This window comes from Paenibacillus sp. FSL W7-1332 (assembly GCF_037969785.1).
Taxonomy (GTDB): Bacteria; Bacillota; Bacilli; order Paenibacillales; family Paenibacillaceae; genus Paenibacillus_AQ.
Genome location: NZ_CP150209.1, coordinates 7,367,002 through 7,393,210, shown reverse-complemented (window position 1 = coordinate 7,393,210; position 26,209 = coordinate 7,367,002). Strand labels below are relative to the sequence as shown.

Here is a 26,209-nt window from a genome sequence, read left to right as displayed (position 1 = left end):
TGTCAACTGGAACTGCCGGTTTATTTCAGGAACCAGCTTGACCGCTTTCTCCCCGTAACGGTTTGGCTAATCTTTTTTCAAGAAAGGAACATTTATTATGAAAATTAAAGTTAGTGTGCCTACTCCAGTCGTTTCGGTGAAGCCGCTAGTCCTATCAGCGCCGGACCGTGGCGAGGATCTGCAAGTGCGAGTGTCTGCGCCCGCGACTGGGAGTGAATTGCCTATTATCGTTTTCTCGCACGGCTTTGGCTGGTCGTTGGATGGCTACGGCCCGTTGGCCGACTACTGGGCTGCTCACGGCTTCGTGGTCATTCAACCTACCCATCTCGATTCGAGGACGCTGAACCTTCCTCCTGAAGATCCCCGTACGCCACGGATCTGGCGTTTCCGAGTCGAGGACATGAAGCGCATCCTCGACCAGCTTGATCAACTTGAAGCTTCCGTTCCCGGTCTCAGTGGACGCCTCGATCGAAGCCGTATTGCGGCAGCCGGACACTCCTGGGGGGGCCAGACGGTGAGCATGCTGCTCGGCGCGCGAGTTCTCGATACCCACGGCGAGCCGGGAGAGGATATGTCCGACTCACGAATCAAGGCGGGCGTGCTGCTTGCCACGACTGGCAAGGGTGGTGCTGACTTGAGCCCGTTCGCGGCAGAGCACTTCCCCTTCATGAACCCAAGCTTCGCCGAGATGAGCACGCCGACCCTCGTGGTAGCGGGAGATCATGACCAGTCCCAACTGTCCACTCGGGGACCGGACTGGTTCACCGACCCGTACTTCCTGAGCCCGGGCAGCAAGAGCCTGCTCACCCTCTTCGGAGCCGAGCACTCGCTTGGCGGGATACCCGGTTACAGCGCTGCGGAGACGACGGACGAGAGCCCCGAACGAGTCGCCTTGATCCAGCAGATCACGTTGGCCTATCTTCGAAATGAGCTCGACCTCGACGATTCCAGCTGGCCAGCCGCTCGCGCGGCTCTAGAAGAGAGCAATATACCGCTGGGGCACATCGAGTCCAAATAAGGGAATGACGATCGCACGAGCCTGGTAGTAGCACTTCATGTCGCTGCCATAAGCTTGGACCGATAGCTTGTGTTCAAAAATTAGAGCGCAAAAAAATTCTGGCAGAGCACCCCGATTTCACTTGAACCTTACGTAACGTAACGTTTTACAATAGAGCTACCGGTACATAGCTAGCGCCAAAGAGTGGAGATGGTTCAGAAGCGACATTGGAAGGTCGGGCGCCTTGCCAAGCTGACGGGGCTTACCGTACGAACTTTGCGGTTTTATGATCAAATCGGGGGTTCACTCCGTCGGGACAAACGGAATCCGGCCACAGGCCAAGGTGCATTCTCTGACGAACATAATACGCCGGAAATACGAGAGCACGGTACAAACATCATGTTGGACACACTGGGCAAGATAGTAGAAGGGGAGGTAAGAACATGACAATAGGTGAAAATGAACTTATGGCTTCGCGCGAGTACGATGTCCCACAGGAGCTTGTGTTTCGGGCATGGACAACCCCGGATTTATTAGCCAAGTGGTGGGGACCGAAAGGCTTCAAGAATACGTTTCACGAGTGCGATATGAGGACGGGAGGTACGTGGAAGTTCACCATGCACGGACCGGATGGCGTGGATTATCCTAACCATAATGTCTTTGTTGAGTTCGTGCCGACGGAGCGGGTCGTGATTGATCATCTGAACGTTCACGAATTTCGGGTAACGGCTACCTTCGAGGACTTCGATGGCCGGACCAGGGTCACCTTCCGTCAACGTTTCAAGAAAAAAGAGGAGTTTGAAAAAGCGAAGCCCATCTGCATAGAAGCTAATGAACAGCAGCTTGACCGGCTTGGCAAGGTGCTGGCGGAATTGGTCGATAGCTTTGTAAAGTGATATCTGCATTTACCCAAGAAGACTGCTTCGTAAGTAATTTCTCTAAAATGTCGCCGTTCACGATCCCTGCTGGGAATCGGACGGCGATTTTTGTTATGCTGGGTCTAGAGAAGTTGATATTGGAGGCGGAGAGGGCAAGATGAAAAAGATACTGATCGTAGATGATGAAGCCGATCTTCGCAAACTGCTCACGGATTACTTTGAAATAAACGGTTATTTCGTGATGACGGCGAAGGATGGCAGCGAGGCGCTGCGGCAAATAGAGAATCAACTGGATCTTGTGCTGCTGGATATTAATATGCCGGAGCTTGATGGTCTGGAATTATGCAGGAAAATCCGGCATTTTGTGTCCTGTCCGATCCTGTTTCTAACCGCCCGCGGCGAGGATGCGGATAAAATATCGGGATTTCAGGCCGGAGGGGATGACTATATAGCCAAACCGTTCAGTCTTCATGAGCTGGGTGCGAGGGTAGAGGCACATTTGCGCAGGGAGATGCGAAGCCAAACGAAAACGTCCGTAAGGTTTAGCGAAGATTTGGTCATAGATTATTCGGCTCGCGCGCTTTACATCCACGATGTACAAATTCCCTTGGCCAAAAAAGAGTTCGATATTATAGAGCTATTGTCCATGCATCCCGGAATGGTGTTTGACAAAGAGCGCATTTTTGAAAAAGTGTGGGGACTGGACGGCGAAGGCGACAGCGCCGTAATAGCGGAGCATATCAGGCGAATTCGTATCAAATTAAAAGAGCATGGTAGCGGCGACAGGATAGAAACTGTATGGGGAGTGGGTTACAAATGGCGAAAATGATAAACTGGCTGAGCCTGAAGCGGTTAACCTTGCTGCAATCGTTCATTCTATTATGCTGCCTTACGCTCATCGCCGTTCTAGTCGTCATCACATTGGAGTTTAGATGGGCGGAAAGTATACGGTTGCGGTTTGCCGGCTATTCTTCCGTGAACGATTGGTTGCTGCCTTCCCTCGTTGCGGTTGTCCTGTTAACGGTTGCCGTCGGCATCGTCCTGATGGGCAGCTTGTTTTATCGGTCGAAACTGAAAAAACCGCTTGAAATCTTGATGCAGGCATCAGAGAAAATTTCGGCGAACGATTTGGGGTTTCATATTTCTTACGACAGCCGGGATGAGATGGGGGAATTATGCCGTGTATTTGAGAACATGCGCGGTCAGTTGGAGAAGAACCACCAAACGCTCTGGCGATCGGTTGAGGAACGGAAACAACTTAACGCTATTTTTGCTCACGATCTGAGAACGCCCCTTTCCGTTCTGAAAGGGTACTCCGAATTTCTGATCGCTTACTTGCCGGAGCGCAAAATATCCGAGGAGAAACTCTTGGACACGATACAAACGATGCAGGCGCATATCGTCCGTCTTGAAAGCTACACGGAGGCGATGAATTCTATTCAGAAGCTGGAGGATATGCCGGTGCAGAGCCGTATGATTGAAACGGATGAACTCATCTCCTTGCTGAATGACAGCGCGGGCCAAATTACCGGACGGAATGGTAAGACTTTCGGTTCATCCATTGCCGCGGAAGCGAACGAAATAACGGTCGATGTCCATTTGGCGATGCAGGTTTTTGAGAATTTGATCGTAAATGCAGCGCGTTATGCCTCAAGTCACGTAAGCGTTCATTATAACGTCGGCAAGGGCTTCTTTTCTATAACCGTCACGGATGACGGTGCAGGTTTTTCCGAAGTGGCGCTCCGCAAGGCCGTACTTCCTTTTTATCGCGGAGAGGTATGGGATGCGAATGAACATCACGGACTGGGGCTTTACATTTGCAAAGTTCTTTGCGAAAAGCATGAGGGTAGTCTGCTGGTAGCCAACGGCCTCCATGGCGGTGGGAACGTAACGGCAAGTTTTTTGTACGGAGTTGATAAATAGTTGAAAAAGATCGATTAGCATTTTCCTTAACATGAATTAAGGAGTGCTAGTATGAGAACCGTAGAGAAGAAAATGTGGCTAGTCTTAAGTTGTTTCCTGCTAATGATGGGCATCCTGGCCAGACCCGCTTCCGCCGTTGAAGTCCGAAGCAAAGCCGAAGTCCAGCAGGAAATCGATCAGTACGTCAAAAAAACGATGAGCGCCAATCATATTCAGGGTGCGGCCCTTGCCATCGTTCATAACGAAGAGGTGTTCTATACGCAAGGATACGGCGCTATGCCAGAGGGCCGTGATATAAACGACCGCACCCCCTTTCCTATTGCTTCGTTAAGCAAATCTTTTACAGCACTGGCTGTCCTTCAACTGGTGGACAATGGACTAATCGAGCTTGATGCGCCGTACGCATCTTATTTCCCCGACCTTGCACCTAAGGACGAGCGCATTCGGGATATTACCGTTCGGGATTTGCTCAACCAGACAAGCGGTCTGAATGACAAGGTGAATCCCGACATGACCCGTTCGTCCCCATATCAATCGCTGCGACAGGTTAACGAGTCGTTGAACACGGTTCAGCTAGCCAATGATCCTGGAGCAGCCTATAGCTACCACAATCCGAATTATCAATACTTAGCTTTGTTGGTCGAAACAATGAGCGGACAGAACTTCTCCGATTACTTGGAGGATCATATCTTTGAGCCTCTGGGGATGAGAGATACCTTTAATGCGAGCAACACGCGGCAGATCAATGAGAACTCCGCCATTCCACGGGGACATTATATATTGCTCGGCCATCCTGTAAGCCAGTCTGAACCTTCTTGGTTCGTTGACGGGCCCGCCGGTATGATTTCGACAGCCGAAGATATGGCCAAGTGGATGCTCGCCCAATATAATGGCAGGCTTCTTACGCCAGAGCTGATGGAGCAGTACCATACGGCCGGACAGAACGGCCCGTATGGAATGGGGTGGCTTGCGGAAGAGGATGAGCAAGGGGGCCGGACGATTTCCCATAGCGGAATTTTATGGACGTATAAGGCGGAAGAGACGATCTATTTGGATCAGCGGCTGGGCATTGCGATGATGTTTGACTCCGGTTTAAACGCCTTTGTCGATTATTCGGCGTTTGTCGACGGAATCGCAAAGATTATGAAGGGAGAAAAGACCGAATCGACGATTGTCAACAGCAAAAACATGGAGGCGGTTATGATTCTGCTGGTGCTTGCGACGATTGCTTGGGGGATATATAGGCTCTATCGGATCCATCGAAGCAAAAAGGCCATGACAACCGGTAATTTGATGGTCTCATTAGCCGGAGGACTGCTGCCTGTCTTGATTCTCTTGTTTCTGTCGCCGTTAGCTACATTTATTGGCGCCGGGCGAGTATTGCCTTGGTATGGACTATGGACTGCCATGTCATCGCTGATCATATGGCTGGTTGTATTATCGCTTGTGAATGTAACGGTTATGGTATGCCGTTTCAGGTTATATTACCGGGCCAGGAAGATGAAGGGAATAACAATCTCACCTTATCCAGAAAACCCTTCAAGATAACCCTGCGCAACCATAGGTGAGGGCTAGAAGTTCACATTTTTACCCGTGCAAAGGTCATTTCCCCAAATTCAGGTGAAAAGTAGCTAGACTCAGGACAAACGATCTCTATAATGGACATTATAGATCTCATCGAACCAGGTGGGAGGCAACCCTGGGGACTGGGACAACATGAAGCGAGGGGAATAGGTGAGACGCATTGAAAGCAAACCGGATGGAAGCATTCAGCGATGGCGTGCTGGCCATTATTATTACGATCATGGTGCTGGAATTCAAAGTGCCGGAAGGCCATGACTGGCACGCGCTAATCGAGCTTGGCCCGAAAGTTGTCAGCTATATCTTCAGTTTCGTGTATATCGGCATCTACTGGAACAATCATCATCATCTGCTGCATATGGTTCGAACAATGAACGGGCGGTTGATGTGGCTTAACTTGCTGCTTCTCTTCTGGCTATCCCTTGTGCCGTTCACGACGGCTTGGATGGGGGAAAGCCATTTTGCACCTACTCCGACAGCGCTGTACGGTATTATTCTACTACTAGCGGCGTTATCATACTGGCTGCTTCAGCGTATGATTATGAACCAGCACTCCGGTGATTCCTCATTCGTCGCAGCGATGGGTAAAGATTGGAAGGGGAAACTATCTCCTTTACTCTACTTGACTGCTGCCTTGACCGCATACGTGAGTGTTTGGATATCCGGTTTCTTTTTCGTGCTCGTTGCGGTGATCTGGTTCATGCCGGATAAGCGAATCGAGCATGTCCTGAGAAGCCGTTAAAAAAGTTCTTCGATTCTCGCATAAAAGCGGGCTTCGAAGAACTTTTTTGGTTGATAGAGCGGATTTTTTTGAAAACTCGATAATATCTCTAAGGTTTTATGAATCACGGCTTATTTCACATGGCTATGCATTAATAGCACTGAAATATAGAAAGTTTCCTTTTCAACAATAAGTTCTGTATGCGCCACACTGTAATGGGTACCTTCCATCGTTATTCCGTTTACTAATTTTGTGATACGAAGAAATTCTCCAACTTCGGATACGTAAATATCCGTCGTTGAGTTGTCAGGGAATATACATAGCACTCTAATGGGACTCATTCCTTTCTTAAAGCTCCATGTAGCCTTATTTCGGGCCATTGAGTTATATTTTTTTGGAAAAAGGGCAATCTTATTATAACAATTTAAAATCCCTATAGGGTATTTTTTTAAAAATTAAATACTATAGTATCTTGGAGTAATGATATGGCTGGTCTATGGTTTGCTTAGGGTGATCGCTGTGAGTGATTTGATGAAGATGGTAGGGGAAGGCATTCGGCACTTCCGAAAACTACGTGGACTAAGCCAGGAGGAGCTTGCAAGTAAGGCTGAGGTACACGAAACTTATATTGGTAAGCTGGAGCGTTCCGAAAAAGTTTGTTCCATTGTGGTACTGAATAAAATTGCGAATGCGCTCGATCTTTCGATGGTGGAGTTTTTTAATTATATCCAGCCTGTTAGCGAAGAGGCGAGCAAGTCTACACTTGCAGAAATTGTGAACAAGCTCCGAAGCAGAAGCGAAAATGAGCAAAAAAAGATATTGAAAGTCATCGACGCAATGTTGGACGATCAGTTGAATTAAGCGGGAAATCATTAGACTGCCGAAATTTGGCTTAGTTGAAAATAGACTGTTATGAGTAAGGAAGGAGCTGCCGAGGCATGCTCCTTCCTTATTATTTCCAATCAACACATTAAGTTAGATTTCTTGGTCGAGATGCTTCTTTTACCGGTCCTCAAATACCTGTTGCTTAACTCATCTGTTCGTATCAGTACCCAAAGACAATGTTCAATAACTGAAAATGGCTAAAAAGACCGAGCCTCCAGGCTCGGTCTTTTTAATGCTTTCCTACAAGCTCCTAACCTGTACAGTTTTTGTACAGAATGGAATGATACAATTCGCGAGGGGGTTAGAACTCTAGGTGCAGATGCTCTTTTTGGCATATGGGTTTACTCCTGAGTGAATGGAGGTTATGCGGTTTGAACATGCGAAGTGGACACAAAGTCTTATGGATAGGGCTTGCTATATTGTTAAGCGCCGCCTTGGGAATCGGGGGGTATTTGATCCAGGCCAAGGGGGATATTTCAACGAAACGTTTTATTACGATGAACATGACCAACCCGAATGGCACGCTGGCCACCTATTTACAGGAAGCCCAGTCGGTCAATCCTGATTTGGCAGCAGGACGAGAGGCGCTCTCCGAATCTCTTGGGTTTTGGATGCAGGCAGCGCTGGAAAGCCGCGATCTTGCCGAGTTTGAGAAGAGTTATGACATATTAACCCGCTATTTTATCGCGGATCGCCATTATATTGCGTGGAAACTCAATCCCGAAGGAAAGGCCCAAGTCAGCACGAACGCGCTTGGCGACGATTTGCGGATTATCGGGGCTCTGCTGGAAGGTGCCCGGATATGGAAGGGCCATTCCGAATGGACGGAAACGGCCAGGGAGCTTACGGATACCTTGCTAAACAGGTCCCAAAATAATGGATATCTGGTGGATTTCTACGATTTCTCCAGGCAGGAAATGCCCGATACGCTGAGTCTGCCCTATGTGGATCTCCCGGCACTACAAGGGCTCCTGCAAGAAGGACTACTGGAAGAGGAAACGTACATTCGATATCATTCCCTGCTTCGGAACATGCCGGATGACGGTGTGTTCTATCCCAAGTCCTTTAATGTAGTGACCAGGGAGTATACCTATGAAGCTAAGGTGAATTTAATCGATCAGCTGCTGATTACGATGTATGCCGGGGAAACGGGAAGGGACCAAGCGCCGCTGCACCAATTTCTGAAGAAGGAGTTCGAGCAGGCGGGGAAATTGGCGGGACAGTATACACGGGCCGACCGAAAGGCTGCGGTAAATTACGAGTCTCCGTCGGTGTATGGCCTTGCGATCAACTTTGCGCTTCAAAGGGGAGACAGGCCATTTGCAGCAAAACTGTACAAACGGATGCAAACCTTCAAGGGAAAGGACGCACGTTATCCCGGAGGATATGTATTCGGAAAAAATACGCATATTTTTGATAACTTGCTTCCTTTATTAGGCGAATATGCTTTTCAACGAGGTGGACATGGAAAATAAAAAATTGATCCAGCGCATGGTCTGGGGATACGTACTGCTGATTGGTTTAGCGCTCCTGCAGGAGCTGTTGCTCTATATTAATGTCTTTAGAGACTCGTCTTTTACGCTGCTTGAACTGGGATTCAGTGTCGGATGCCTTGCGGCTCTGCTGCTCGGTTTCTTGGTTCCTCCCGGGGTCTCTGTCGTTAGTATTTTTGTTTATATCGTTGCTTATTTTGTATGGCTTACGACGTATGCCGAGGTCGATGTGCTGTCCATCTCCTGGCTATGGCTGCTGCCGGCCAACGTGGCCGCGGCCACATTTATCAAATCCGGGCTGATTCGCAATAAACGGCTGATGGAGCGGCTTGAGGAGCTGCAGCGAAGGAACCCGGAAGTGGACTTGGCAACCTCGCTGGGCAATAAGGGAGCCTTTAAAGAAACGCTGATCAAGCAGTCCAACTTGGCCAATCGTTATTCGGATACGTATAACTTCTGCCTGGCCATGTTTAAAATCGAATTTCTTCCGATGGTGCGGGAATCCCTCGGTTCTCAAGGCTACGCTCAGCTGCTCGCTTCCTTATCAGAAGGGATACGGAATCATATTCGTTACGAGGATTACAAGTTTGGCCTTGATGAGGGGCGATTTGTCGTGCTGCTCCCCATGACGAACCAGGAGTATCTAAAGGCATTGACGGACCGGATCAAGCACGCGCTGATGGACATGCCGTTCCAGGACCGGAAAGGCGGGGAGCTGAAGCTGGTAATCCGTACAGGAGCGCTGGTGTTTGCTAAGGAGCAGTTCAGTAAATATGAAGATGCGGATGCTGTCATTGCCGCACTCGAACGCAATACGGAGACCGATTTGATCGGAGAGTATATATAAATCATGGCCAATATATTTAGTTAAGCGGCAGGAGGAGGAAGAAATGTCTTACAGCGAATGGTTTATTCCGCTTTGCAAAATCATCAGCCTGATGTTTACCCTTGCGGTACTGGGGCTGTTCATTGCAACGATGGCCCTTCGAGTTCGCGTACATCGAAAATACGACCGGAGGAAGATTCGTGGCTGACTTATTATTAATGTTTTGTATTGTTAGCATTTGGGCTGCCGTGTTGGAGTCGATCCTGATTATGGGGGGAGCGGTCCGGTTTATTTTCAGGCAGAGCCGTAGGGAGTGGACCATTCCTGATGTGGATGAGATGGAGCATTTCCCTAAGGTAACCGTCATGGTGCCTGCGCACAATGAAGAATTGGTGATCGCGGCAACGGCGGAAAATATTTTGCGGCTTAATTACCCGAAGGATAAGGTGCAGCTCATTGTCATTGCCGATAACTGCAGTGATGATACTGCCGGTAAATTGAAGGCTTTGAGAAGCAAGGAAGCGTATCGAGATCGGGACTTTATGATCTTTGAACGTACAGGAACGGGCGGCAAGTCCGGAGCGCTTAATGATGCGCTGGAGTATGCGAAGAACGAGTGGATTTGTATCTTTGACGCGGATGCGGCACCGGAGCGGAACGCCTTGTACTTCTTGATCGAGAAAGCAATGGAAGACCCTGAAACCTACGGAGCGGTATTTGGACGGAACAAGGCCAGAAACCGCGGGCAGAATTTCCTCTCCAAATGCATTAATCTCGAGCTTGTGACCGCGCAGCGAATCTATCATACCGGATTGTGGGAGCTGTTTAAGCTGGGGACGATTCCGGGAACGAATTTTATTGTGAAAACGGAGCTGATGCGCGAGATCGGCGGCTGGGATACGGAGGCCATTACAGAGGATACGGCCATCTCGTTCGAGATTATGACAAGGGGACAACTGATCGCCCTGGCTCCTCAGGCGGAAGCTTATCAGCAGGAGCCGGAGCAGCTCAGCGTGTATTTGAAGCAGCGGGAACGATGGGCCAAGGGGAATTTTTCGGTCGTGATCGAGAACATCCATCATTTGTTTAATCGGTCAAGCTGGCGGATCAAGCTGCAAGTGCTGTACTACGCGGCGAGTTATTTCTGGTTTTTATTATCCATTATCGTGTCGGATATCATCATCGTTGTCAACTTGGCCTACTGGGTGATTGCGCTGTTCAATCCGGATGTGGTGTCACCGTTCCAGTTTGCCGATGATGTATACGTCTACCTGATGGTGGCTTGGGGATTGATGTATTACCTATTTGTGCTGCAGATTAATCTGGCGCTGGCAACCGATGTCGGGCAAAGCACAACCCAGAATTTCATTCTGTCCTGCCTATCGTATTTCACGTATGCTCAGCTATTTCTGCTCATTTCCCTGCGCGCGCTCTATTCGTTTGTTGTAGACAAAGTAACAGGGAGAAAAGCCAAGTGGTACAAAACGCAGCGATTTGGATAAGGGAAACGATCCCGATTCGGAAGAGGATCGGCGAACGTAGGGTTGAAAAGGCGAGCGATTTCGGATTTACACTATTTCAAATGTCATGGTTAAACCTAGCGTCAAATCATAGGAAAAGCCACTCCTATTAAGGAATGGCTTTTTTTGTTCATATCCTGCTGCACGGATAGTTCGTCAAAGGACCTTGTTGCTAACTACGATTGCTTTTGTTCGATCTTGGTTTTGTTTTTCATAGGCATAAAAAATGTGATAACAAATGCGATGACGGCCAGAATCATCATGAAGGAATAGGCGTCGCTTGCCCCTATGATGGATGTAAGGGATTTAAGGAGCTCAGCAGTCGTTGTAGGATTGTTCTGCATCACATCAGCTGCATGGCTTGTTGCCTGCACGGTATAAATCGTAATCACGACGGCAGTACCAATGGCGCCGGCAATTTGGCGAACGGTATTATTCACCGCGGTACCGTGCGTACCGAGGTGTTTGGGCAGCGCATTGAGTCCGGCCGTATTGAGTGGCATGGTAATGAAGCTTAATCCGATTCGCAAGCAAATGGTACGAATCATCAAATACATATACGTGGTTGACTCAGATAAATCTGTTACCGCCCACATCGATGGAATAATAAACAGCAAACCAATGATGAACAGCGGCCTCGCACCGAAACGGTCATATAACCTGCCGGTGACCGGTGACATCAGCGCATTGACAACCGCACCCGGCAATAAGAGCAGTCCTGCATCGAATGCCGTAAAACCGCGACCATCCTGCAGATAAATAGGCAGTAAGATCATGTCCGCGTACATCAACATCGTGACTAATACGTTAATAAGAGACGTTAACGTAAAGATTTTGTTTTTGAAGACAGACAGGTTCAACAGGGGATCATCGGACCTGACTTGCCGCATACAGAATATGGCCGTGACCACGATCCCGATGGCTAAGGACAGGATGACCATGGCATCGTCCCAGCCTTTACTGCCTGCACTGCTGAAGCCGTATAAAATAAAGCCGAATCCAACGGTTGATAGAAGAACGCTGCCTACATCAAGCTTCGACTTGGCCGCTTCGGAGACATTGACCAAATACTTGAATGCCAATGCGATGACCATGATGACAAGCGGGATGAGACCGATAAATAACCACCGCCAAGAGTGGTATTCGACAATAAATCCCGAGAGCGTCGGGCCGATGGCCGGAGCGAAAATCATGGCCAGTCCCAGCAGTCCCATAGCGCTGCCGCGTTTTTCCACGGGAAAGATGGCGAGCACAACACTCATCATGAGCGGCATGACAATTCCCGCACCGGCAGCTTGAATCATCCGTCCTAACATGAGCACAACAAAGCTTGGCGCCGCCGCGCAGATGATTGAACCGATTAATAAAAACAACATGGCGCTTATAAATAATTGACGCGTAGTAAAGCGTTTCATTAAATAGGCCGTAATCGGGATCAATATCCCGTTAACCAGCATAAACCCCGTTGAAATCCATTGTACGGTGGCTGCCGTGACATCAAATACACCCATTAGATTGCTCAAGGCTACATTTAACAGCGTCTGATTGAGCGTGGATAAGAAACAACCAAGGATCAAGATGGTTAGTAATATCCCTTTATTTATTTTCTTTATGTCTTCTTGCATGGTGCTGTCCTCTCTTCATTGCTTTTTCGACATAGTGTCAATAAAATATATCTTATCAGCATCGAAGAGTGATTCCTATTTGCAATTCTGCTGAAATTGTCGACTAAACGACAGAATGGGAAGATCGGTCGATGAAGTGACAAATAAACGATAATCGAGGGATGACATGCCTGAACATAAAAGGATGGATCCACGAGCCATTCGCTCCAAAAAGCTGCTGAAGCAGGCCGTTTTTTCATTACTGGCCGACAATCTGGAAATCTCTCAATTGACCGTCCGAAAAATTGCAACTCGCGCAGAGCTAAATCGTGCCACGTTTTATTTGCATTATGAGGATATTAACGATTTGCTGCGTCAGATCGTGCATGAGATCTTTGACGACCTGTCCATGAAAGTCGAGCCGCTATTACAAGTGAAGAGCCGAAACGAACGGGAGCAGCTGATTGCATTTTTAAATTATTTTTATGAATACCGGAAAATTTTCGCTGTATTGGTTGAGCATACGGGCTTCAAAACCCACTTGTCGAACCTGTTGAAAAATACGATCAAACAACGCAGAGACGCAAGAAACATCCATTCCACAAGTCGAGTTGCCTCCGTTGATATTGTGGCATCATCACTTCTCGGGATTATTATGTGGTGGATTAAGGATGGTACCGAGCATAGCGCAGAATATATAGCGGATCAAATTACCCTGATGTATAGAAGAAAGTATTTGTAACCGATTAGGCGTAAAGAGGCGAAGCTGGCAACTTTGGAACCAATATTCATAGAAACATTGAAAATATCCCCACCCCTCTATATCATGGACGTATCTTAAGTAAAAAGTTTATCCAATGGAGAGTTGATGGGTGCTCACCATTTATGAGGAACAGCGGCAAGGAGCTGCGGCGCACACGGTCGAGCATGCTCATGCATCGCTTCAGCAATTATTAACCGATACATCCGCCGAGCTGCACTGGGAAATCATCGAAAAATAATAGTGGCAGCCAGTTTTTGATATCCTGGCGTGGAAGGAGAAGAACATGTATACATGGGAAAGCTTAATGAAGCAATTAGAGCAGCTGGGCATTGACAGCAAAGGGACGCTGTTGGTCCACTCTTCGATGAAGAGTATAGGGCCGGTCGAGGGTGGCGCGGACACGGTTCTCGATGCACTCACAGCGTATATGAAAGAAGGGCTGCTGGTGCTGCCCACCCACACGTGGTCTTATATCAATGCGGATAATCCGAAATTTTACGTGGATCAGTCACCTTCTTGTGTTGGGATCTTACCCGAGCTTTTCCGCAAACGGCCTGGTGTGGTGCGTTCGCTGCACCCTACTCATTCCGTGGCGGCATTGGGTCAGGATGCCAAAGCGTTCACAAACGACGATCATCGTTTCGACACGCCATGCGCTAGAGGTTCTGCCTGGGGGAAGCTGCTCGACCGAAGGGCGACCATCTTGTTAGTTGGGGTCGATTTAAAGCGCAACACCTTTATTCATGGAGTCGAAGAGTGGGTGGACATTCCAGGCAGGTTAACGGATGATCATGAGAAGCTGTACACGGTTTTACCGGATGGAACGGAAATCCCGGTGCCTTCCCGCAGACATTGCGGGTTATCGTGGTCGGAACATTTCTGGAAGGTCGATGAGGTTCTGGAAAGTCGGGGCGCGATGCATAAGGGGCATCTTGGCGATGCCGTTGTCCGGGTATGCGATGCGGCCGCGGTGGCGGATGTCATTACGGACATGCTTAAGGACAATCCGGATTTGTTCTCGGACAATCATCCCTTGGACCATACAATGAATAAGGTTTAGATCAAATTTAACTTCGATGGATGGGAAGACGGATGTTAAGGATAAACCAGCCGTCCTGCAACGCGGCATCCATTTTCCCGTTCATCTTCTCAACTAACTGTTTAGACAGATAAAGGCCGATCCCGCTGGATTCCGTGTTCGTTCTGCTGGCGACCTCGGTATAGAAACGCGTAAATACCTTCTCAATGGCAACTTTGCTGTCGGGTTTGATATCGTTTTTAACGCTAAGTATTAGATCGTTGCCCTCATCCCGGTAACGGATCACAGCTTGACTGTTGGCATAACGAAGGATATTTTGAACGATATTTTGGATGACACGCGTCATCAATAACGGGTCTGCAATGATATGACGGTCATGGGTTGGTTCGGGAAATTGGAGATCAATCTGCTTTTCCTCAAATTGTTCATAGAAGGACAAGAAGATTTCTTCAGCCAGGTTGGAGAGAGATAGGGAAGACCATGCCAGTTCCTTTTGATTCATTTCAATGCGTGCCAGGTCGTAAAAGTGGTCGGTCATTTCTATCAGACGCCGTACAGAATGTTCGATAATCTTAAGATATTGCGCCTTCTTTGTCTCATCTGTGGCTGCATGGAAAAGCTGAACATAGCCGTGGATGGATGTGAGGGGCGTCCGTAAATCATGAGAGAGCCCTGCGATGGATAGCTTCACATTCTCTTCCATCCGCTTAGCCTCACGATTTTTTTCTTCAAATGCATCGATCATCTGATTCAATTCATCGACCAGCTCCATGATTGCCTTTTGGCGAAAATCTACATAAAGTCTGGAGCCATAGCTGGCGTTCGTTGGAATCTCTTGGACCGCATGTTTTAATTTCCCCAGTTCCCGCTTTAAGAAGTAAATATAAAGAAGAAACGCAAAGGCCAGGAAGACAAAGATCCATCCCCACATCCCATTCACGTCCCTTCCTCTGAATCGAATTTGAAGCCGATACCCCATACGGTCTTAATGTAATTCGTGTCATCCAGGTTCAGCTTGTTCCTTAAATTGCTGATATGCATGTTAATCGTTTTATCGCTGCCCCAAAATGGCTCGTTCCACACACTTTCGTAGATATTGGCGCGGCTGAATACTTTTTGCGGGTGCTCTAAGAATAACAGAAGTATGGCGTACTCCCGTCCAGTAAGATGAACCGCCTGTTCATTGATTGTCACTTCACGCGTGTCTAGGTTTACGCTGATATTCTTGTAACGGATTTCATCCATAGGGCCGGCTGAAGCTTTGGCTGCATGGCGCAATTGGATGTGAATTCGTGCAAGCAGTTCCTTCACATCAAAAGGCTTCGTGATGTAATCATCGGCCCCGTGCGTCAAAAGCTCCAATTTCGAATGCTGATCATTTTTTGCGGAGATCACAATTACGGGCGTGTTTGAATTTTGCCGAATGTGCTCCAGAAGTTCATCTCCATCCATCCCCGGCAGCATCAAATCCAGGAGAACCAGATCAACCTGATGGTGCTCAAACAGCAGCTTCCCTTCTGTTCCGGAATAGGCGCTCTGCGTTTGAAAACCATGCAGCTCCAAGGCTTCCTTGATGAGTGAATGAATGGTTGTATCGTCTTCAATGATTAATATCGCTGGCATACATATCGACCTACTTTATGTCAGTTCGTGTAAACCGAAGAATTCCTATAGCTGATGATAACACGATCGTGATGAGACTGACCAATATCATCTCAGGGAACTTGCCGATATCCGCCGATTTGGCGAAATCGGAATAGAACAAGAAGGATAACGAAAACCAGTAGGTGAGCTGCTTGAAATGCTCGGTTTGCAGGAAGATGGGTGCGCCAAAGCCAGTCGCAATCGTATAAATAAAAGTCCAAATCAGCGAGATGCCGCTATTTTTGGTTAAGAAGCTAATCATCATATAGATCGATACGTTAGACAGAATTAATACGTACAGTGTGAGAAACGCTTGGATCGCATAGCTGAAGTAATGGTTAATCCCGGCAACTTCGCCGAAACCAAACGCGATGGAAAAGCTGACCATGCCAAGCGCGGTCAATATGATGACACCAACGAGCGAGAGGAGCGCGGCTACCACCAATTTTGACAAATAATAATGCGTGCGGCTGCGTCCTAAAGAAAGCGCATTTCGAATCGTCCCATTCTGAAATTCTTCCCCAATCAAGAAACTGATAAAAGCGCCAATGACGAGTAAAATCGTTAATCCATTCTTCTCGATCATCAGAATGCCTGTCGCTCCATTAATGACGGTATCAACGGGCTGGACGAGCTCGTTGCCATAATGCACGGCCGTCAGGCTATTTGCGACCTGGAAGATCGGAAGCAAAGATAAAATGCCCAGGACGATCCATAGTTTTTTGCTTCGGCGCAATTTGATTTTTTCGGCGGTTAGCAGATTAAGCATGGGGGGCACCTCCTGTTAATTGCAAGAAATAATCCTCGAGTTTTTGTCGGGTTGTACCGATTCGCAAAACGTTCACGTCAGCCAAAACCAGCGAGCGGTTGATGGCGGCAACGTCATCGAGGCGTTCGTAGATATTAATTTCGGTTCCGTTGATGACTTCATAGTCCCGGATCCCTAGATCGTCCAACACCACGACGGCGGAATGGACTTCCGTTGTCTCCAGTTCAATGTATTGGCGAGTTTCGTTTGCCAGCTCCTCTCGTGAAAATTCACGGATAAGTTTTCCGTCATGCAAAATCCCGTAATGCGTAGCCACCTGTGAAAGCTCATCCAGCAAATGACTGGATAGCAAGACGGTCATCCCGCGTTCGGTCACCAACCGCTGAATGATTTCGCGCATTTCAACCATTCCTGACGGATCGAGACCGTTCGTCGGCTCGTCCAGGATCAAGAACTCGGGGTTCGTAATCAGGGTGGAAGCAATCGCCAGCCGTTGGCGCATGCCTAAGGAGAAGTTCTTGGCTCTCTTCTTGCCGGTATTCCCCAGGTTCATCAAGCGAAGCAAATCGTCGATTTCGCGTTCGCTTACGCCGCCGTTTGCCGCTTGGACTTGCAGATTCTCCCGAGCCGTTAATTCCGGATAAAGTGCCGGCGTTTCAATGGATTGCCCCATTTTTCTTCGTGCACGCTGCAATCCCTGATTGCCTGTTGCTCCAAACAGTTCGATGCTGCCCTCGTTAATGGTGATGAGTCCCATGATGATGCGCATAAACGTTGATTTTCCCGCACCATTCTCCCCGATCAAGCCGTAGATCATCCCGCGCTTAATCTCGATTGATACTTTATCAAGGGCTTTGTGTTTGCCGTATATTTTGGATATGTTTGCTGCTTTCAGAATTGTATCCGACATCCGTGATCATCCTTTCGATGTTGATGAGTTTAGGATAAGCAGCAGGTATAAATATTTGGACCAGAAAAGTATAAAGAAAGTGTAAAGAGTGGACGCGGGCATGCCCGTACGAAGGCGAACAGGGGTCATAACAGGGCCATTCATCGGATAGGGAATAAGTGAGATGGGGGAATGTGGCACTAACACAATACGGTTGATCGGATATACGCGAGGGGATTTTTTACATTAGGTGACAGGTGGGCATAATGGAATCATTGTGTGCGACAGAAAGGAAGGAATTACATGTCTACGGAAATGAATCATCCCTGCGTCATCTTGCCAGAAGAGCAAGCGCCCGAAGATATGCAGCATTGTGAACGCTGCGAATTGTGCAAACAGCGGAATCGCGTCATTTGGGGGGAAGGTAATCCGCAAGGCACGCTGATGATGATCCTGGATAACCCGGGAGCCAGGGAGGACCGGGAAGGAAATCCGTTCTTGTGCGGGACCCGGGAAACCCTCCAACTCGGCATGAGGGAAGCAGGCATGGATATAAACTCGGTTTACGTCACCTATTTGCTGAAACGCCGGCCAACCCGTGCTTACGATAAGCCTGCAACCCGAGCGGCATGCCTGCCGCATCTGCAGGCGCAGCTCCTTCAGAAGCAGCCGTTCGTACTATTTGGCTTCGGGAATGTCGTAGTCGAAGGATTATTCCCCGAGATGGAGAACGCCACCGTCAAGGAGCTACGGGGGAGCTGGAATGAGTTCCAGGGCATCCCCATTAGCTTTACCTATCATCCGCTGGCGGTAAGAAGAAGGCCCAACTTGCTAAGGTTCTTTGTCGAGGACTTGAAAGGGTTGAGGGCGAAGTGGGAGGAGAGAGCAGAGAGGGAAACATAAAGAGGAGCGAACGCACCCGGCGTTCACTCCTTATGCTCAGCTTATTTCATCAAGGTCTCCATAAAATGCTCCTGAAACCGCTTGGCGTCGACACCGATACATACGTTAACAGTCGGCTGGTCGGTACAACGCGGACGCAGATCGGCAACGGTTCTGCCATAGGAGTGGATGCCTTCCAGATCGACCTGAAGCACCATCGGCTGAACCTCGATCAGGCTCGGGTCGATCGCCACGGCTACCGCCAGTGGATCATGCAGGGCACAGCCGGTCCGGTCGCCATAGGCTTCCCGGTAGCCTTCAATATAGTAGGAAGTCATGTCGGCCAAGAAGCGGGTCAGATCCGAATTCAGGTCTCTCCAACGCTGAATATCCTTCAGACTGAGCTCGGTCTGCATGGTCACATCCAGTCCGACCAGCGTAATCGGAGCTCCCGATTGGAAGACGAGCTGGGCCGCCTCCGGATCGGAGTATACATTCGCTTCCGCATGCATCCGGCGGTTGCCCGCCACGCCCACGGCTCCGCCCATCACGATAATCTGACGGACCAGCGACGATATCTCCGGCGCCTGCAGAATGGCTGCGGCCAGATTGGTCAACGGGCCGACGCAGATCAGCGTTACCTGCTTCGGATACCGCCGGATCTGATCCACCATAAAGGCAGCGGCAGACGTGGAGACCGGCTTAGCTGCCGGATCGGGGAATGCCAAGTTGCCGAGTCCGTTCTCGCCATGAAACTGGACGGGATACGACTTCATCGAGGCATGGAACAAGGGGGCGGCTTCCCCCATGGCAACCGGAATCCCGGCTGCGCCAAGCCGCTCCAATACATGGAGCGTATTTCGTGTCGCATGCTCCACCGGTACGTTTCCGAAACAAGTCGTTATTCCAAGGATATTGAGTGCCGAGGATCGGACAGCATAGGCAATCGCTAACGCGTCGTCAACGCCCGTATCCACATCCAATACAATTCGATGCATCAAGCATGCTCCTTCCTCTGACGGTTATGACAGCACCGTTCGAATATAATGCTGCATGAATGCTTCTTCACGAACCTGCATGCAGACAGAGGCATTGGTCCGTGACTGCGGACGTCTGAAGTCTACCAGCGTCGCACCGGAGGAAATCTGTCCTTTTGTCTCGATATAGACGTAATAATCCTCCGTCTCCACGAGGGAGGCATCTTCGACGACAGCCAGCGCCAGCGGATCATGCATCAGCCGGTATCTGCCTTCGTTCAAGCGGTCGCTTGCCTCAAAGCTGAAGGTGAAGATGTGATGCATGAAAGCTTTTAACTCCGCCTGTTCCTCCGTGAAGCCGCTCATGAGTTGTTGATAATGAGCCTCGCCGAACTTCGCCTTTCCGGTCACGTCCAGGCCTACCATCGTAATCGGAATTCCGGACTCGAACACCCGATGCGCCGCTTCGGGGTCGCCGTGGATGTTGGCCTCGGACACGGGTGTTATATTGCCCGGCATCTTGATGGCGCCTCCCATCAGTACCAGCTTGGCTTTCTGAGCGATCGACGGGTCCTTGGCGAGCGCCACCGCTAAATTGGTTAACCTGCCGGTGAAGACAAGCGTAATGTCATGCGCCTGTTCCCGCACCTTCCGCACGATGAAATCGGATGCCCTCTCGTTCACCGGCGATTGGCGTGCCTTTGGCAGTACATATCCGGCCAGGCCGTTGGCTCCATGGATGGCGGTGACGTTCTCCCGGCGAGGGCGAAATAAAGGGGCATCCGCTCCCATGGCAACGGGAATTTCGTAGCCGGGCTGCGCCAATTGCAGCACTCGGAGCGTATTCTCCGTCGCCTGCTTCACATCTACGTTGCCGAATACCGTTGTAATGCCTTCTATATGCAGCTTATTGGACTTGACGGCAAAGATGAGCGCCAGGGCATCATCCACGCCGGTATCCACATCCAAGAGGATGTGTTTAACCTGCTCCATCGTTGTCACTCCCCTATTCCCTCACTTATGCTTGGCAAGCTCGTCCGCAAGCTCTGGTATTGCCAGGATGTTATGGCCGATATCCAGGGAGTGGCTGAGCCTGCTGATATGCGGCTGCTTCAGCATCGCCTGCTCCAGCACATCCAGATTCCAGAAGATGGCCCGCTTGTCGTCATCCGCAATGACCTGACGGTTCGCCATGACGATGACCCGCTGGAAGTTGTTCACGACAAATTCCATATCATGTGTGATGGTGATGATGGTTTTTCCTTCCTGGTTTAAAGCCTCGATCAGATAGGCGAGACGCGCCATAGCCGGAAGATCCTGGCCTGCCGTCGGCTCATCCAGAATGATGACGCTGGAATCCATCGCTATGACGGAGGCAATCGTTACGAATTTACGCATGGAGTAGGGCAGGTTGTACGGATTGTCCTTAAGAAACGGGACGACGCCTGCCAGCTCCGCCGCTTTCATGACGTTTGCTTTGACCTGTTCTTCCGATAGGCCCAGCTTGCGGGGACCGAATTCAATCTCGCTGTACACGTCGTTATGAAAAATTTGGTCGTCCGGGTTCTGGAACACATAGCCGACCTTTCTTGATATTTGGGCGGTGGTATAATCCCGTGTATTCCAGCCGTCGATGACGACATCCCCCTCGGAGGGCTTGAGCAGCCCGTTCATCATCTTGACGGTGGTCGTTTTACCCGCCCCGTTCTGGCCGACGATGGCAACGGATTCGCCCTTTCGGAAGGACATATTGACGCCGTCCACCGCTTTGTAGCCGTTTGGGTAGGCAAAGGAAACATTCGTCAAAGTCAGAAAGCTCATGCGTTAACCCCCTTCTTCATCCATGTCTTGACGGCATCCATGGCTTCTTTTTCAGTTAACGGGATGCTGCCAAGATCCATTCCCCGTTGGCGCATGTCCAGGCCGAACAGTGAATATTGGGGAAGTGCAGCTCCGAATGCTAGTGCGCGCTCATCGGTGAGAATCTCCTGCGAGCTGCCTTGCATGGCCACTTCACCCCCATTCAGCAGGATGACATCGTCGGCATATTCGGCAATCAGCTCGATTTTGTGCTCGACGAGAATAATGGTTTTCCCCTTCTTCTTCATCAGCTCGATAATCTTGAACACTTCTTCCGTTCCCTTCGGATCAAGCTGCGAGGTCGGCTCGTCAATCACGAGCACATCCGGCTCCATGACGATGATGGAAGCGAGCGCAACCCGCTGCTTCTGGCCGCCGGAGAGCTCGAACGGGTTTTTCTCCCGCAAATAATCGATCTCCAGCATCTTGATGACCTGATCCACCTTCTCCCGGATCAGTGCGGGCTCCATGCCTAAATTTTCCAAGCCGAAGGCAATCTCTTCAAAGACGTTATCCTTCACGCCGCTGATCTGTGTAAAAGGATTCTGGAACACATAGCCGATTTTTTGGGAGAGCTCGCCCATTTCCCATTCGCGGATATCCTTGCCTTCGATCAGCACCTCGCCGCGCAGATCTCCCTTATAGAAGTGGGGGATAAACCCGCGGATGACGTTGCACAGGGTCGTTTTTCCGCCTCCGTTGGCCCCGATCAGCGCATACAGCTTGCCTCTTTCGATCGTTACATTCACGTTCTTGAGCGCATCGGACTCGCTGATCGGATATTGGTAGGATAGATTCTTGATCGTAATGATACTCATAGCGCAACTCTCCAGACGATTAAGATAGCAAGCAGTACGACCAGCAGCATTCGAACCAGCCGGTCATGCTTTGTTTTCTCCAGTTTGTAGATGCTGCTCTTTTTGACATTGGCCGAGAAGGCTCTCGACTCCAGCGTCAGTACCCGTTCCTCCGTGCTGGCCACGGATCCGAGGATGAGTGGACTAAGGGTGGGCAGGAAGGCCTTCATGCGGACAAGCAGCTTGCCTTCGGTTTCAACGCCTCGTGTTTTTTGGGCATCCATAATGACGTGGGTCAGCTTTTTCATCTCCGGAATGAGCTGCAAGGTGGACAAGATGACATAGGTTACTTTGGACGGCAGGCCGATCTGTTCCAGGGAATGGACTAAATCCTTGACCTTGGTGATGCGGAAGAACAGAATGAAGGCCGAGGCCACCGCCACGATTTTGGATGTCAGGAACAGGGCGAACTCCAGTCCCTCCCGCTTGATGGAGAAGATGCTCCAGCTCCACAGAATGTCGTTGCCAGGGTAGAAGAAGCTCTGCAGGATAAAGATGAACACAACAATCATCAGCAGTGCCTTGATCGCCAGATTGGAAAACTCCTTAAAGCTGCCGGCAAAGTAGGCGAGGACCATACAAATCGGCAGAATCGCGTAGCTGAACCCGTAGCCGGGCACGATAAATGCGGCCATACATAAAGCGATGGTAATCATAAACTTGGTTGTTGGATAAAGACGGCTTAACAGGGACCGTTCGTTATTCACAAAAACCCCTCCCTTATGAAAGCGTATCCATTACGGACTATACGTCATTTCTTTTTGATAAAAGCTGCACCGTAATTGAGCTTGGACAAGTATCTTGGGGACATCTTCATCACGATGACAAAGGCAATGACGTTGCTGATGATTTTGTCGACGCTTTCCACCAGGATTTTGGTTGAGAATACCGCTGTCCAAATCTGTTGACCGGAGGCCAGGAATGTAGCAACCACGGCATCCGAAGAGTTGCCGGTCGCTCCGCCGAACATCAGCACCTGGATCGGAGAAGCCACGATCAGAACGGTCAGTACGACTGCGAATGAAGACAAGATCACTTTCCACAGCTTCGTATACATGCCTCTCATCGAGAGCAGGCCGACCACCAGACCGACGGCCATTTGTACAGGCGTAAATGCGAACGAGACCGGGTTCGTTATGCCGACAACAAGATTGGTGCTGGCCCCCGTAATCATACCGACCCAAGGACCGGCGATCATGGCCGTCAGAATTGTCCCGATGGTGTTCAGGTATATCGGCAGCTTGAGCAGCAGAATGATTTGCGCCCCGACAAAGTTGATGGCGATCCCGATCGGGATCAACAAAATGGCCAACAACGAAAAATCATATTTAAATCCGCGTTTGATTCCCATTGATTTTTCCCCCTAGAGCAAAGTTTGTTAAGATATCTGAACGTTTTTGTTATGCAAGCAATCCTGCGGCAGACTATTCGTCCGCTAAAATGGTATGGAGCGCGACCTCGACCATGTCGTGGAAGGACTTCTCGCTGTCTTGATGGGACGAGCGCTCATTGGTCAGCAGATGACTGCCTACCGTCAATATGGACAGGGCCCTGACGCCGTACTTAGCAGCCAGCGTGTACAGGGCGGCGCTTTCCATCTCGACCGCGAGCACGCCGAACTCCATGAATTTATGAAGACGGTCCAATGTTTCCCTATAGAATTCATCGGAATTATAGATGTTGCCGACAAAGACATTCACCTGCTTCTCCTGAGCCAGCTGATGCGCTTTGCTTAGCATGGCGTAATCAGCGGTTGGCGCGAAATTGCAGCCATGAAATATTTTTTCCATCAGATTGCTGTCCGAGGATACGGCTTGGGCCAGTACGATGTCGCGGACCTGAAGTTCTTTTTGCATGGCGCCGCAAGTACCGATGCGGATCAGCTTTTTGACCCCGTAATCCTGAATCAGCTCCGTCGCATATATGCTCATGGTCGGGTTGCCCATTCCCGTACCTTGGACAGAAACGGGAACGCCTTTATAAAGGCCGGTGTACCCGTACATGCCTCTTACTTCGTTGTAACAATATACCTCCTCCAAAAAGTGCTCAGCCACAAACTTCGCCCGCAGCGGATCGCCGGGCAGCAGCACGCGTTCTGCGATATCTCCCTGTTGTGCTCCCAAATGTATGCTCATCTTGCTCCTCCTGCTTACTGGCCTCCCTTTTAAGAAAGCGCTTTATTCTTTGATCTGCCTTCATCATAGTCAGAATCGGAGGGATAACCAAGACCAGAAAGTTACGGAGCTTAACGGAAAAATGCAACCATGAGGTCTCATGGTTGCATTAATTCCTTGCGGATATTTTCCAAATCCCGTTTGGTCGGTATCGTTGAAATAATGACCACGGGTACTGTATTCAGCTTAACTGGAAACGTGCTGACCACGAAATCGATGCCGTGCTTCTGAATCATTTCATCGGTAAGCCCCTCCATAATGGAGGTGTTGATGATCAGCTCGTCACCGATTTCATTCTTGATGAGCTTGGCGACGTAATGGCGGATGGAGAATTCCTCGCCGATCAGCAGGAAAGCTTTTTTGCTGTTATAGCGCAGGCTGGAGCTGATCAACAGCGTCAGCTTCGTCAGATGATAGTCGTTATACCGCATGCCGGGGTAACGCTGGCTCCATTCCTGCATGCAGCTCTTTACGATCTGGTACATGGGGCGGCAATCCCTTTGGACATATTCCGTCAGGCTGCTTGCCGAGATGGCGATTAGATCGGGAAGCGCATTTTCCAGCCGGAGCTTCTCGAAGAAATCCCCTATTTCCAAGATGAACCGGTCGTTCATATCGATCGCAGGGAACGCGGCAAGCGCCAGCATGAGGAAATCATTGATGATTTGATATTTTTCCTCCTCGATTTGCATCAGATTCGCTTTCTCCCTCGATAACATCGCGCTGACTTTCGCTTCATCATAATAATTGTATTGGCCCAAGCTGAACATGGCCTGCAGAAACCGGATTTCGTCCAGCGGCAAATGAATGGCGTACCGCTGCTCCAGCGCTCTGGCCAGTGTGGCAACAGAGGCGTGAAGCATGCGATTCTCCCAGTCATATGACCCGCTCTGAACATCCGCGTATTTGCCCTGCAGCACTCGGGTAATCATGATTGCCGCCAGAAACGACAAGCTCCGCTTAGCGTTAAGGAAATACACGATGTCATTCTCCGACTCGATCGCCGTAATGTACTCATGGATCTGGGCTTGGTCGATGTCGGTAAATGGCCAGCCGGAGAATTCATAGGCATCGTAAAACATTTTCCAGTAAAAATAACGAATACTGATTTCACTGCCTTTGACCTCTGGCATGGAATACGCAATGCGCAAATGGTATGGCTTCAATTCATGGTTGTTCAGCCGGATGATCAGCTTTTTCAGCGAAGAAGAGCTCATATACAGCTTGTCTGCCAGCTCTTCCAGCGAGTAACGCCCTCCCTCGGCAAAAAGCACAGCGAGCAGCTGGTAGAAGGTTCTCTGTCTGTACATGGAGGAGATGACCTCGCCAATCGCGACATTTCGTTTATCATAGTGGAGAATGACGCCTTTTCCACGTGAAATTTCAAAATGAATGGAAGGAGGAAGCTCCTGCTTGGCTTCATCGATAATTTTACGGATGGTTTTGTCCGATACGCCAATCTGCTCTTCAATCTCAGCAAGGGTGAACCAGCGATATTCGGAATCGAGCAGGGTCAACAGCTTGTGCGTCAGTATGAATTCCTTTTCCATGTGTCTGCGTTCCCCCTTACTAACGAGTCAGTTAGAGACATTCATCTCACCTGTTGATAAACCTAAGTATGGGACGTAATGTTCGTATTTATAAACAGCCGCACAAAACGTTCAGAAGGCATCTCGTTTCACGCGGCTTACAGTCCATGTGCTTTTTCTATTTGGAGGATAGCTATGCCTCTGGACAAGTATCTTCATAAGTAATCGTAATAGGCTTTGGGGTTTTAATCAATCGGTATATCAGAAACTTAACGCATGATGGCGTAAAACGCTTGATGACCTAATGATCAGCGAAATGTTGGTCGCACAGCCTATAGCAAGATACGCCATGAAAGTCTTGCATTCCAGACAGGTGAGTGAAGAGGCGAGTGTACATT

At 49.5% G+C, this 26,209-nt stretch carries 28 protein-coding genes and 2 pseudogenes; 17 read left to right on the top strand and 13 right to left on the bottom strand.

Features of this window, described 5'->3' with window-relative positions:
• Window positions 1–97 precede the first annotated feature (97 nt).
• From MKX98_RS33535 to MKX98_RS33475, 13 genes and pseudogenes are all read left to right on the top strand, one after another.
• Window positions 98–1,018, top strand: a complete 921-nt coding sequence (locus MKX98_RS33535) for an alpha/beta fold hydrolase (protein ID WP_220687091.1) — start codon at window positions 98–100, stop codon at window positions 1,016–1,018.
• Between the two features lie 189 nt (window positions 1,019–1,207).
• Window positions 1,208–1,303: pseudogene (locus tag MKX98_RS33530) on the top strand (MerR family DNA-binding transcriptional regulator); the annotation flags it as partial.
• A 27-nt stretch (window positions 1,304–1,330) separates the two neighbouring features.
• A pseudogene (locus tag MKX98_RS33525) lies at window positions 1,331–1,444 on the top strand (polyketide cyclase); the annotation flags it as partial.
• Entirely contained in the window at window positions 1,441–1,893 is a 453-nt protein-coding gene (locus MKX98_RS33520) for an SRPBCC domain-containing protein (protein WP_339220695.1), read from the top strand. The pseudogene MKX98_RS33525 and the gene MKX98_RS33520, both read left to right, overlap by 4 nt.
• Window positions 1,894–2,032: 139 nt before the next feature.
• Window positions 2,033–2,704 carry a response regulator transcription factor gene (locus MKX98_RS33515; RefSeq protein ID WP_220687093.1) on the top strand — a complete coding sequence of 224 codons (672 nt, stop codon included), beginning with the start codon at window positions 2,033–2,035 and terminating at the stop codon, window positions 2,702–2,704.
• The gene (locus tag MKX98_RS33510; protein WP_220687094.1) at window positions 2,692–3,798 is read left to right on the top strand and encodes a HAMP domain-containing sensor histidine kinase; all 1,107 of its coding nucleotides are present in this window, start codon (window positions 2,692–2,694) and stop codon (window positions 3,796–3,798) included. The genes MKX98_RS33515 and MKX98_RS33510 overlap by 13 nt, the downstream gene beginning before the upstream one ends.
• A 51-nt stretch (window positions 3,799–3,849) precedes the next feature.
• Window positions 3,850–5,346, top strand: a complete 1,497-nt coding sequence (locus MKX98_RS33505) for a serine hydrolase domain-containing protein (protein ID WP_339220692.1) — start codon at window positions 3,850–3,852, stop codon at window positions 5,344–5,346.
• 196 nt (window positions 5,347–5,542) lie between these two features.
• Window positions 5,543–6,121, top strand: a complete 579-nt coding sequence (locus MKX98_RS33500; protein ID WP_194540211.1) for a TMEM175 family protein — start codon at window positions 5,543–5,545, stop codon at window positions 6,119–6,121.
• A 498-nt stretch (window positions 6,122–6,619) separates the two neighbouring features.
• The gene (locus tag MKX98_RS33495; RefSeq protein ID WP_194540210.1) at window positions 6,620–6,961 is read left to right on the top strand and encodes a helix-turn-helix transcriptional regulator; all 342 of its coding nucleotides are present in this window, start codon (window positions 6,620–6,622) and stop codon (window positions 6,959–6,961) included.
• A gap of 401 nt (window positions 6,962–7,362) precedes the next feature.
• Window positions 7,363–8,460 carry a glycosyl hydrolase gene (locus MKX98_RS33490; protein WP_339224651.1) on the top strand — a complete coding sequence of 366 codons (1,098 nt, stop codon included), beginning with the start codon at window positions 7,363–7,365 and terminating at the stop codon, window positions 8,458–8,460.
• A complete protein-coding gene (locus tag MKX98_RS33485; RefSeq protein ID WP_339220689.1) occupies window positions 8,450–9,325 on the top strand; it encodes a diguanylate cyclase in 876 nt (291 codons plus the stop codon). The genes MKX98_RS33490 and MKX98_RS33485 overlap by 11 nt, the downstream gene beginning before the upstream one ends.
• Window positions 9,326–9,368: 43 nt before the next feature.
• Entirely contained in the window at window positions 9,369–9,512 is a 144-nt protein-coding gene (locus MKX98_RS33480; protein ID WP_220687098.1) for a hypothetical protein, read from the top strand.
• Window positions 9,505–10,806: a glycosyltransferase family 2 protein gene (locus tag MKX98_RS33475; RefSeq protein ID WP_220687099.1), complete on the top strand. Its 1,302-nt coding sequence runs from the start codon at window positions 9,505–9,507 to the stop codon at window positions 10,804–10,806. Before MKX98_RS33480 ends, MKX98_RS33475 begins: the two co-directional genes overlap by 8 nt.
• A gap of 194 nt (window positions 10,807–11,000) precedes the next feature.
• Here MKX98_RS33475 and MKX98_RS33470 read toward each other — a convergent pair whose 3' ends face one another.
• On the bottom strand, window positions 11,001–12,449 hold the full coding sequence (locus MKX98_RS33470; RefSeq protein ID WP_220687100.1) for a DHA2 family efflux MFS transporter permease subunit: 1,449 nt from the start codon (window positions 12,447–12,449) through the stop codon (window positions 11,001–11,003).
• Window positions 12,450–12,633: 184 nt separating this feature from the next.
• On the opposite strand from MKX98_RS33470, the gene MKX98_RS33465 reads away from it, so the two are divergent.
• From MKX98_RS33465 to MKX98_RS33455, 3 genes are all read left to right on the top strand, one after another.
• Entirely contained in the window at window positions 12,634–13,170 is a 537-nt protein-coding gene (locus MKX98_RS33465; protein ID WP_339220685.1) for a TetR-like C-terminal domain-containing protein, read from the top strand.
• A gap of 130 nt (window positions 13,171–13,300) precedes the next feature.
• Window positions 13,301–13,429, top strand: a complete 129-nt coding sequence (locus tag MKX98_RS33460; protein WP_339220683.1) for a hypothetical protein — start codon at window positions 13,301–13,303, stop codon at window positions 13,427–13,429.
• 45 nt (window positions 13,430–13,474) lie between these two features.
• Window positions 13,475–14,251: an AAC(3) family N-acetyltransferase gene (locus tag MKX98_RS33455; protein ID WP_339220681.1), complete on the top strand. Its 777-nt coding sequence runs from the start codon at window positions 13,475–13,477 to the stop codon at window positions 14,249–14,251.
• A gap of 7 nt (window positions 14,252–14,258) precedes the next feature.
• Here MKX98_RS33455 and MKX98_RS33450 read toward each other — a convergent pair whose 3' ends face one another.
• From MKX98_RS33450 to MKX98_RS33435, 4 genes are read right to left on the bottom strand one after another with little or no spacing between them, the layout of a single operon-like run.
• Window positions 14,259–15,161: a HAMP domain-containing sensor histidine kinase gene (locus MKX98_RS33450; protein ID WP_194540203.1), complete on the bottom strand. Its 903-nt coding sequence runs from the start codon at window positions 15,159–15,161 to the stop codon at window positions 14,259–14,261.
• Between the two features lie 5 nt (window positions 15,162–15,166).
• Window positions 15,167–15,853, bottom strand: a complete 687-nt coding sequence (locus tag MKX98_RS33445) for a response regulator transcription factor (protein WP_339220678.1) — start codon at window positions 15,851–15,853, stop codon at window positions 15,167–15,169.
• 10 nt (window positions 15,854–15,863) lie between these two features.
• A complete protein-coding gene (locus MKX98_RS33440) occupies window positions 15,864–16,643 on the bottom strand; it encodes an ABC transporter permease (protein WP_194540201.1) in 780 nt (259 codons plus the stop codon).
• The gene (locus MKX98_RS33435) at window positions 16,636–17,553 is read right to left on the bottom strand and encodes an ATP-binding cassette domain-containing protein (protein ID WP_113057970.1); all 918 of its coding nucleotides are present in this window, start codon (window positions 17,551–17,553) and stop codon (window positions 16,636–16,638) included. Before MKX98_RS33435 ends, MKX98_RS33440 begins: the two co-directional genes overlap by 8 nt.
• 282 nt (window positions 17,554–17,835) lie before the next feature.
• On the opposite strand from MKX98_RS33435, the gene MKX98_RS33430 reads away from it, so the two are divergent.
• Window positions 17,836–18,435 carry a uracil-DNA glycosylase gene (locus MKX98_RS33430; protein WP_220687105.1) on the top strand — a complete coding sequence of 200 codons (600 nt, stop codon included), beginning with the start codon at window positions 17,836–17,838 and terminating at the stop codon, window positions 18,433–18,435.
• A gap of 41 nt (window positions 18,436–18,476) precedes the next feature.
• Here MKX98_RS33430 and MKX98_RS33425 read toward each other — a convergent pair whose 3' ends face one another.
• From MKX98_RS33425 to MKX98_RS33390, 8 genes are all read right to left on the bottom strand, one after another.
• The gene (locus MKX98_RS33425) at window positions 18,477–19,412 is read right to left on the bottom strand and encodes a nucleoside hydrolase (protein WP_339220674.1); all 936 of its coding nucleotides are present in this window, start codon (window positions 19,410–19,412) and stop codon (window positions 18,477–18,479) included.
• Between the two features lie 24 nt (window positions 19,413–19,436).
• Window positions 19,437–20,384: a nucleoside hydrolase gene (locus MKX98_RS33420; RefSeq protein ID WP_194540198.1), complete on the bottom strand. Its 948-nt coding sequence runs from the start codon at window positions 20,382–20,384 to the stop codon at window positions 19,437–19,439.
• 21 nt (window positions 20,385–20,405) lie between these two features.
• On the bottom strand, window positions 20,406–21,212 hold the full coding sequence (locus MKX98_RS33415; RefSeq protein WP_339220673.1) for an ABC transporter ATP-binding protein: 807 nt from the start codon (window positions 21,210–21,212) through the stop codon (window positions 20,406–20,408).
• The gene (locus tag MKX98_RS33410; RefSeq protein ID WP_194540196.1) at window positions 21,209–22,069 is read right to left on the bottom strand and encodes an ABC transporter ATP-binding protein; all 861 of its coding nucleotides are present in this window, start codon (window positions 22,067–22,069) and stop codon (window positions 21,209–21,211) included. Before MKX98_RS33410 ends, MKX98_RS33415 begins: the two co-directional genes overlap by 4 nt.
• On the bottom strand, window positions 22,066–22,815 hold the full coding sequence (locus tag MKX98_RS33405) for an energy-coupling factor transporter transmembrane component T (protein ID WP_339220671.1): 750 nt from the start codon (window positions 22,813–22,815) through the stop codon (window positions 22,066–22,068). The genes MKX98_RS33410 and MKX98_RS33405 overlap by 4 nt, the downstream gene beginning before the upstream one ends.
• 44 nt (window positions 22,816–22,859) lie before the next feature.
• Complete coding sequence (locus tag MKX98_RS33400; RefSeq protein WP_015738050.1) at window positions 22,860–23,459, bottom strand: ECF transporter S component; 600 nt, start codon at window positions 23,457–23,459, stop codon at window positions 22,860–22,862.
• Between the two features lie 73 nt (window positions 23,460–23,532).
• Window positions 23,533–24,243, bottom strand: a complete 711-nt coding sequence (gene deoD / locus MKX98_RS33395; RefSeq protein ID WP_220687110.1) for a purine-nucleoside phosphorylase — start codon at window positions 24,241–24,243, stop codon at window positions 23,533–23,535.
• Window positions 24,244–24,380: 137 nt separating this feature from the next.
• On the bottom strand, window positions 24,381–25,832 hold the full coding sequence (locus MKX98_RS33390; RefSeq protein WP_339220668.1) for a helix-turn-helix domain-containing protein: 1,452 nt from the start codon (window positions 25,830–25,832) through the stop codon (window positions 24,381–24,383).
• Window positions 25,833–26,209 lie beyond the last annotated feature (377 nt).